Source organism: Holdemania sp. (assembly GCF_986127675.1).
Window position 1 is genome coordinate 1 of record NZ_CFQZWI010000108.1, and the last position, 8,715, is coordinate 8,715.

Sequence of the window (8,715 nt, forward strand, 5' to 3'; positions counted from 1 at the left end):
GCATAGGACGTGGCGATCTCCCCGGTCGGAAAATACGTCAGTCCCCACAGCACTGTCATTGCCAGCATCACGACAGTCAGCGCTTTACGGGTGTAATTTTTGACTTCCTGGCGGACCTTGTTGAATACCACCGGCAGCGACGGACGGCGATATACCGGCAGTTCCAGCACCATCCACGGCTGTTTGCGATGCTCCGGCAGCGACAGCACCAGCGATAACACCAACGCGCTGACCAGGCTTAATCCATACAGCGTAAACACGACCAACCCGCCCTGCCCGGGAAAAAACGCCGCCGAAAACAACAGGTAAATCGGCAAACGTGCGCCGCAGCTGATTAATGGAACGACCAGTGCTGTCCGCCGGCGGCTGCTTTCCTCTTCGATTACGCGCGTCGCCATCACGGCCGGAACATTGCATCCCAGACCTAACAACAAGGAAACAAACGCTTTGCCGCTGCAGCCAAACGGCCGCATCAGCCGGTCCATTAAAAACGCGATCCGGGCCATATAGCCGCTTTCTTCCAGCAAGCCGAGGAAGAAATACAAAAACGCCATTAACGGTAAGAAGCTGAGCACGCTGCCGATCCCGGCCAACAACCCGTCGCAGACCAACGATTGCACCCAGGCCGGCATTGAAGCCAATAAGAGCCGGCAGCCGTGCTGCATCCAGAGAGTTAATTGATTCAGCCATGCCACATACGGCGCGCTGCCATTATAGATAAGCATCAGCATCCCAAAGCTCATCGCCAAAAGCAGCGGCAGTCCCCAGATCCGGTGCAGCAGCACCGCGTCGATCCGCTTGGTTTTTAACAGCCGCCGCTGTGGATCCTGACGAACATGGCTCATCAAGCTGTCGACCGCTCGGTACAGCGCCTCATGCATCGCTTGCGGCTGGCGGTCACAGAGCTTTTGATAGGCTTGTTTCTTCAGCGCCAGCGGCGAGGCAAAGGGTTCTGCCAGCTGCAGCGCGTTGACTTCATCGACCCACGCCTGTTCCAACGGTTTTGGCAGCAGCGGCCGGTAGCCGTCAAAGGGCTGATGCAGCATCGCCAGAACGGTGTCCTTCACCTGCCGGCCGGCTTGCTTGTCAAAAGCGCTGGCGCAAAGAATCGGACAGGCCAAACGGCGGCTCAGCTTTGCCGCATCAATCTCAATTCCATTTTTCAGCACCTCGTCGTAAAAGTTAAAAATCAGAATCATCGGAATCTGCAGCGTCCTTAATTTCAGCGTCAGCCGCAGCGCCCGCTGTAAATGCGTCGCGTCCAGGACGTTGATGAGACAGTCGATTGGCTGGGATTCTAGAAAGTCCTGGGTGATTTGTTCCTCGTTGTTGGTTTTCTGTAAATCATAAATGCCCGGCAGATCGATCAGGGTAATCGCTTCCTTATCCCATTCAACCTGTGCCTGCTTGCGCTCCACCGTAACGCCCGGCCAGTTGCCAACTTCAAACCCAGCATCCGACAGCGCGTTGATCCAGGCAGTTTTCCCGGCGTTGGGATTGCCGACAAAGGCTACGGTCTTCATTCGGTTTTCTTCAAAGCGACATGGATCCGCGCGGCATCCGGCCGGCGCAGCGCGATCAGGCTGCCCCCGACGCTGTATTCCGCCGGATCCTGCAGCGGCGCACTGCGGACAAATTCAATGTCCTCGCCCACCCGCAAACCCAGAGCTTCCAGCCGGTCCGCCAGCGCCGGCGGCAGGTCAATGCGCGTGATGACTGCGCTGAGGCCGGATGGCAATTGTGTTAGTTTCATCGCTGACTCTCCTTTCCTTACAGACTATGCTTATAAAAAGTCCTTCCTTCCGCGCAAATTTCGACATCCTCACTCTGGTATAACAGGCAGATTGTGGTATAATCAGAAAGGTTAATTTCAAAGAATAGGAGAGAAGCGTTATGAGATTAAGTCAAAGTTTCTTTACGACTCTGCGTGAGAACGTAAAGGATGAAGATTCCGTCAGCGGTAATCTGCTGGTTCGTGCGGGCATGATCAAAAAAAGCTCGGCAGGAGTCTATATGTACCTTCCCCTTGGGTATAAAGTGCTGAAAAAAATTGAAAACATCGTCCGTGAAGAAATGGATCAGGCGGGAAGCCAGGAATTGTTGATGCCGGCGTTGATCCCGGAAGAAGTTTACGTCGCATCCGGCCGGCGGGATAACTTCGGTTCCAGCATGTTCTCGCTGAAGGACCGGTTTAACAAGAGCTATGTTCTCGGTCCGACACACGAGGAACTGTTCGCCGTTGCGGCGGGCATGAAAATCCGCTCATACAAGGACATGCCGTTCAATTTATATCAGTTTCAGACGAAGTACCGGGATGAAGCGCGGCCTCGCTATGGTTTGATCCGCGTCCGCGAGTTCATCATGAAGGACGCTTATTCCTTTGACAAGGATGAAGCAGGCATGGACGTCGCCTATCAAAAGATGTTCGATGCTTACAAGCGGGCGTTTGACCGGATGCACATGGATTACAAGATCGTTCGCGCCGATACCGGCGTCATGGGCGGACTTTTGTCCGAGGAATTCCAGGCGGTCACGGAAATCGGCGAGGATGTTTTAGTTCTGTGCGACCAATGCAGCTTTGCTTCCAACCTGGAAGTTGCGCCGTGCAAAGATGAGGGCGCTGACAGCATGGAAGCGCATCTGCCGAAGGAATTGGTGGAAACACCGAATGCGCGCACGATCGAGGAAGTCACCGAGTTTTTGCATGAAGCGGCTAATCAATTTGTCAAGACATTGATTTACAACATCGACGGCAAGCCGTTTGCGGTGATGGTCCGGGGCGATCGGGAAGTCAATGAAACCAAGGTTCTCAAGCTTGTCGGCGGCTTGGAAATCGCGCTAGCAGAACCTGAGATGGTCGTCGAAGCGACCGACGCCAAAATCGGCTTCGCTGGTCCGATCGGTCTGCATTGTCCTTTAATCATGGATCTGGAAGTTTCGCATATGGCGAATTTCATCACCGGCGCCAACAAGACGGGATATCACTATATCCATGTCAATCAGGAAGATTTCAAAGCGGATTACACGGCGGATGTCCGGCAGATCATGGAAGGCGATACCTGTCCGATCTGCGGCGGCAAGATCGTCTTTAAAAAAGGCATTGAAATCGGGAATACGTTTAAATTGGGAACGAAATATGCTCAGGCGATGGATCTGGAATATCTCGATCAGGAAAACAAACTGAATCCGGTCTGGATGGGTTCGTATGGCATCGGCATCGGCCGCTGCATGGCCGCGCTGGCTGAACAGCACAGCGATGAGCATGGCTTATGCTGGCCGATCAATATCGCGCCGTATCCGGTAGCGATCGTTGTCATTGCCAAAAAGGATGAGCAGCAGATGGCTGCCGCAGAACAGCTGTATGCCCAGCTGCAGGCAGCCGGCGTCGATGTCATGCTGGACGACCGGGATGAACGGCCGGGCGTTAAGTTCAAGGATATGGATCTGATCGGTACGCCAATCCGGCTGACCGTCGGCAAGAAAATCGGCGATGGTCTTGTTGAGATGAAGCTGCGCAAGGCGGAAAAAGCGGAAGACATCAGCATTGACAACGTAGTCGCTAAGGTTTTAGAGCTCATTCATCAAGGTGAGTAAGCCAAAAGGACAATCACGATAAAATAAAAAGTGATCTTCTGGGCTCAATGTCAGAAATCACTTTTTTATTGGCGTGAATAGCGTCATTCCCTTTTATTCTGATGGATGTTGGATCATCCTCCCTCACAAGCTACATTTTCGTGACAGTGAGTTTTTAATCTAAGCTCATAATCGGCAGAACCCGATTGTCTTAATCTTCCTCCGCTTTTCCAGCTTCTCCACGCCGGCGTCCGCTTCCCGGGATCAAGGAATCTCGAACCTTACAAAACTGTGAGGATTTTGTCACGCCTGTCCATGGTAGATCCGCCAGGATAAGCATAGAATAAAGACAAAGGAGGAACATCGCTTATGAAATCATTGTTGGAAGTCATCACCGCTCTTTTCGGCAGTCTTCTGTTCTTCCGCCGGAAGACCCCTTTCCGTTTAGGTCAGGTTCCGAAACGAACGCAGCTTTAATTGATTATCCTGTGATAAACCAGAACGCTTTGATCCTCAAAATCGAAGCGTTTTTCCAATTTATAATTCAAACGGCTTAAAAGGCGCTGACAGGCCGTGTTTTCCATGGCAACATAGGCTTGCAGTACAGAAACATTCAAAGTTTGACTGGCAAAATCCGTTGCCCAGCTCAGCAATTCCTGCCCCAATCCGCAGCCCCAGGCTGGTTCATCCAGAAACAACGTCACATCCCGCATTTCAGGCTTCTCCGTTTGCTTTAATGCCAGCACGCCCACCGGTTCCTGCGACGATTTCCTGGTCACAAGCCAGGCATTGTTAATTCCCGCGGTCAGCTGCAGGATTAAGTCCACGGCCTCTGAATGAGATTTCAACGTCGAAAAGCGCATATAGCGGGCAACGGATTCCTTGCCGGCCATCGCCAGGACGGTATCTGCATCCTTGACAGTCAATGGCGTGAGCTCCAGTCGTTCTGTATCCTGACTCACCAGTTTTTCAATCCGGTAAACATTGATCGTGTCAACATCCGGGCAGCAGAACACCGCGCGGTTTTCCGGATTGCCGGGAATCTGTCCGCCATAGCGAAGAATATCGATGTAAGGAAACGCGACATGCGCCGCCATAGGACACAATTGTCCGCGTTCTGTGTCAAAGTCATAACTATCGCCGATCTGCTGTCCCCGGTGACAGCCGTTGGGTCCCTTCCGATCGATCAGTGTGATGATGATCTTAGCTCTGGAATTCATGATAGAATCCCCCGGTTTTCAGCGATGGCCTGTTCGATCCGCAGGCCCCGATATAAATCGGGATTATCTTGATTTTGACGAATTAACGCTTCAACGGCATCCATTGCTTTTTGACACGCTTCCGGCAGCGTTTTCTTTTGCAGCAATGCCCCGGCCAAAACGGCGGAGAACACATCACCGGTACCGGGAATCCGGACGTCAATCATTTCAAACGGGAGATCGAAGCTGACGCCCCGTTCATCCCGTCCGCAAACATAATGACCGCCCTCTTCCGCGAAAACGACGCTGGTGATCACGGCCGAGCTGCAGCCTAATGCGGTCAATTCGTCCAGCAGCTGATCCTTCTGTTTCCGGGTCACGCTTATTCCCCAGTCAGGATGCGAGCATAACAGTGCCGCTTCCGTTAAATTAGGAACGATCACCTGGGCCGAAGTAGCTAATTCTCTGCGCAGTTCGACGGCGGAAGGATCCACACCCGGATACAGATGCCCTTCATCACCCAGAATCGGATCGACGATTTTCAGTGCCTCCGGATGACCGGCAAACAATCGTTTTAATAATTCTACCTGTTTTTCTGAAACGAGAAATCCCGTGCAGATACAATCGAAATGAAAGTTCAGCTGATCCCAGGCATTCAGCGTATTCTCCATAAAGTCCGTCGTATCCTGAATATCAAAAACACCGTAATCCAGCGTATTGGACACTAGCGCGGTCGGCAGATTATGCACGATATGTCCCTGTGCCGACAACAGCGGAATCATAACGGACAAGGCGACTTTCCCAACGCCGCACAAATCGTTAACCAGTAGAATTTCTTTTTCCATATCCAACTTCCCCCTTTAATTCACAGCGTTATTATAGCATGCCCTCAGAGCAAACGTTTGCCTCAATCGTAGAGATTGAGAGAAAACTAGTCTTTCCAGCGAAATATATTTAGTCTATAATGAACTTTCCTTTTCTGATTTTTCGATATCATGTTGAATGAGTGATTTAATATAATTTGTTTTATCTGCTTGCTTTTCCAAGTGATCAATAATCGCTTGATCTTTTTTCAAACTGAAACGAAACGCATACTGTTTATAGAACTTTTTCTTATATTCATTAACATAAGCCGCTTGATTAAAAGTCTTTTTTTCCATTGTTTTCTGCCTCCTTTTTGCATATAATAGAGATGGGAAGGGAATGGCTTAAAATAAGCCAATTTCCCTTAAGAATGTAAGAACTATGCCGATTAAACTGATAATTGCCGTTATTAGTTTAATGATTTCAATGATCAAACTGATTTGGTTTTGATTATTGGGCGTAGTTCTTTTTTTCTTGCCCTTGGATTTTCCCATCTCTTCACATCCTTCCTCGGGCAACTTAAGTTTAGCATAGACTAGTCTATAACTCAATAGTGATCTTAACTTATTTGAGTTTGATAAAACGAACTAAATCTAATCCATTTCACTTGGCAAAATTTCTTAGTGGCATTTATAGATGGCAACATATAACAATGACTTCATTTTAAGCTGAGTCCCAACGAATCGACTAAAAAATTTTGCGATTGTTTTCTATCTCTTTTTTGCATATAATAGAGATGGGAAAGAGAAAGGCTCAAAATAAGCCGATCTCTTTAAGAAAAGGAAGAAGCACACCGATTAAACTGATAATTGCCGTTATTAGTTTAACGATTTCAATAATCAGACTGATTTGGTCTTGATCATTGGGCGTGCTTCTTTTTCTCTTGCCCTTGGACTTCCCCATCTCTTCACATCCTTTCCTCGGGCAATTTAAGTCTAGCATAGACTAGTCTATAACTCAATAATGAAATCAACTTATTTGAGTTTTAAAAACAAGATATCCAAAGGTTAAAAAAAGCAATGATCGACGGACTCGACCGCGTTTCTTTCACTAGAAACAAGCTCTGTCCGCTCATTGCTTTTTTTACATTCTATTCGTTACTCTCTGAGTGATTGACCCTGATCTTCGATGAAAGCTGAAAGGCTAACGCACAACATCGAGCGGATGACCGTCAATATCTTCCATGACAATACCATAAATCTTCATAATTGTCGGCGCTTCGTCCACAAGCTTCGCCCCTTGAATCTGAACGCCCATTTTAATATCCGGACCACTTAGAATAAACGGCGGCTGATCACCTTTCGTCGGCAGATGTCCATGCGTGGCGACTGAGAATTTATAGTCGGAATTATCAACGGACTCGATCAGATCGCCCGTCAGGTTCTTACCAAAGGAGACGGAGGTCACTGTTTCCACCACGAACTCGAAATCTCCCTTCATGTGCCACTGATTCAGGGCTTCCTCAGCCGTCCATACTTTTTCAATTTCCTGCGGATAGGTTTGTTGAATTTCTTTCAGTATCGCCGCCGCTTCATTCCGATCCATCGCCGGGCCTAAATGAATATGCGCAGAGAAAGCGCAGGATTGAGCGTACATCCGCCAGTCTGTAATCTTCCCCTGTTCATCGATATCGATCAATCCCCGATCATAAAACAACTTGTTCAGATTGAACAAATGGGATACATTGATCTGACCATGATCGCCCAGGATGACGATGTTGGTCTTGTCCAATAAATTCTGACGGTTGAGCGCAGCGATCAGCGTGCCGATCTTATCATCCACAAACCTCAGTGCTTCATTGACTTTTTCACCTTTTACGCCGTTTTGATGTCGTTGATGATCAACATAGGAGAAATGGATAAACATCAGATCCGGCTGGAACGTTTCGATAATTTCCGCGCCGCAATGTTCGGCATAGTTATCAAACTCCGGCGTCAGCATCCATTTTAAACGACTTTTGTTGCGTTCAAAAATTTCTGCGACTGCCGGACTGTTAGCCTGAGTGCAGATGTCTGTCGGGTCGTCGTTGATCGTCGGCGCCCAGATTTCCGCAATGTTGTAATCGGCGGCGGAACCGGCCATGACCGGCCAGGTCACTGTAGCGGTGCTCAGTCCTGCCGCTTTCGCGTAATCCAGCATCGTCTTGACCCGGATATCCTTGTACCACCAGTTCCACTGCGGCTTCGGCACATTGACCTGCAGCCGCTCATTATGAACGATGCCGTGCTTATTCGGATAACAGCCCGTCATGATCGAAACATGACACGGATAGGTCAGCGTCGGATAGATGCACTCGATATCGCGCACCTGCGCCGCGCCTTTTACAAGGGGGCCTAAATTCGGCAGCGTTTCCAACAGCGGGATATCATCGCTGATCAACGCGTCGATCGAAATGACAAGTGTCTTTTTATTCATGATGTCCCTCCTGATTCTCTGCCATCAGCGCCCGCAGCTGTTGCTTCCAGGTGTTTTCCTCCACCTGCACTTCAGGGATTACCTGACTGGCTTCATCCAGGAAATGCAGATAGCCTCGTCCCATCGCACGGCCTTTTTCCGTGTGCATGTCATATACGAAGTCCGGCAGCTCAATCCCCTTCGGGTCGCTTTCCAGCTTCCGCTTGATCAGACTTTTCAGATTACAGGAATCACGGTTTTTATCGCACAGACAAAGATAACGAACCGCATGCACCGTGAACATCCAACGATCGGATTCGCCATAGTCGAAATCCTTGCGGAAATGATCGAGACTGTCGATCACCGGCGCCGCCTGCGGCTGGCCCATGCCGATATCCTCTACGCAGATCGCTTTTAAGCGTTTCCAGACAAAGTCTTCCAACGCTTCACTGCTCATGCAGCATTCCATCGCCACCGTCGCGGCCCGTTCCGTTTCTGCGCGGCGGATCAGCTTCTGCAGGGCGGAGATCAATTCCTCAGCCTGATATCCGTGTTTTGTTTTCAAACCTTTTAAATCCATGGCGTTGCGCCTCCTTTCATAAAAAGAAAGGGAAGCGAAGTCAAACCGGCACTCCCCTTCCCTGTCGTTGGTTATTTCAGGCTGTTCAGGCAAGCTTCGATGGCC

9 protein-coding genes are annotated in these 8,715 nt (G+C 49.6%); 1 reads left to right on the top strand and 8 read right to left on the bottom strand.

Going from position 1 to position 8,715, the window contains the following annotated elements:
• On the bottom strand, positions 1 to 1,523 hold a 1,523-nt coding region (gene feoB / locus AC5OW4_RS12945; protein WP_493677053.1), incomplete at its 3' end, for a ferrous iron transport protein B.
• Positions 1,520 to 1,753, bottom strand: a complete 234-nt coding sequence (locus AC5OW4_RS12950) for a FeoA family protein (protein WP_072684416.1) — start codon at positions 1,751 to 1,753, stop codon at positions 1,520 to 1,522. The genes feoB and AC5OW4_RS12950, both read right to left, overlap by 4 nt.
• A 140-nt stretch (positions 1,754 to 1,893) precedes the next feature.
• Between AC5OW4_RS12950 and AC5OW4_RS12955 the strand changes: the two genes are divergently transcribed.
• A complete protein-coding gene (locus AC5OW4_RS12955) occupies positions 1,894 to 3,594 on the top strand; it encodes a proline--tRNA ligase (protein WP_195396619.1) in 1,701 nt (566 codons plus the stop codon).
• Positions 3,595 to 4,046: 452 nt separating this feature from the next.
• On the opposite strand, the gene AC5OW4_RS12960 is transcribed toward AC5OW4_RS12955, so the two are convergent.
• The 6 genes from AC5OW4_RS12960 to AC5OW4_RS12985 form a co-directional block, all read right to left on the bottom strand.
• Positions 4,047 to 4,793, bottom strand: a complete 747-nt coding sequence (locus AC5OW4_RS12960; protein WP_493677054.1) for a TIGR04076 family protein — start codon at positions 4,791 to 4,793, stop codon at positions 4,047 to 4,049.
• On the bottom strand, positions 4,790 to 5,617 hold the full coding sequence (locus tag AC5OW4_RS12965) for a bifunctional hydroxymethylpyrimidine kinase/phosphomethylpyrimidine kinase (RefSeq protein ID WP_493677055.1): 828 nt from the start codon (positions 5,615 to 5,617) through the stop codon (positions 4,790 to 4,792). The genes AC5OW4_RS12960 and AC5OW4_RS12965 overlap by 4 nt, the downstream gene beginning before the upstream one ends.
• A 114-nt stretch (positions 5,618 to 5,731) precedes the next feature.
• Positions 5,732 to 5,932 carry a hypothetical protein gene (locus tag AC5OW4_RS12970; RefSeq protein ID WP_493677056.1) on the bottom strand — a complete coding sequence of 67 codons (201 nt, stop codon included), beginning with the start codon at positions 5,930 to 5,932 and terminating at the stop codon, positions 5,732 to 5,734.
• Between the two features lie 457 nt (positions 5,933 to 6,389).
• Positions 6,390 to 6,539 carry a hypothetical protein gene (locus AC5OW4_RS12975; RefSeq protein ID WP_156788879.1) on the bottom strand — a complete coding sequence of 50 codons (150 nt, stop codon included), beginning with the start codon at positions 6,537 to 6,539 and terminating at the stop codon, positions 6,390 to 6,392.
• A gap of 240 nt (positions 6,540 to 6,779) precedes the next feature.
• On the bottom strand, positions 6,780 to 8,051 hold the full coding sequence (locus AC5OW4_RS12980; RefSeq protein ID WP_493677057.1) for an alkaline phosphatase family protein: 1,272 nt from the start codon (positions 8,049 to 8,051) through the stop codon (positions 6,780 to 6,782).
• On the bottom strand, positions 8,044 to 8,610 hold the full coding sequence (locus AC5OW4_RS12985) for a hypothetical protein (RefSeq protein ID WP_195396615.1): 567 nt from the start codon (positions 8,608 to 8,610) through the stop codon (positions 8,044 to 8,046). Before AC5OW4_RS12985 ends, AC5OW4_RS12980 begins: the two co-directional genes overlap by 8 nt.
• Between the last annotated feature and the right edge of the window lie 105 nt (positions 8,611 to 8,715).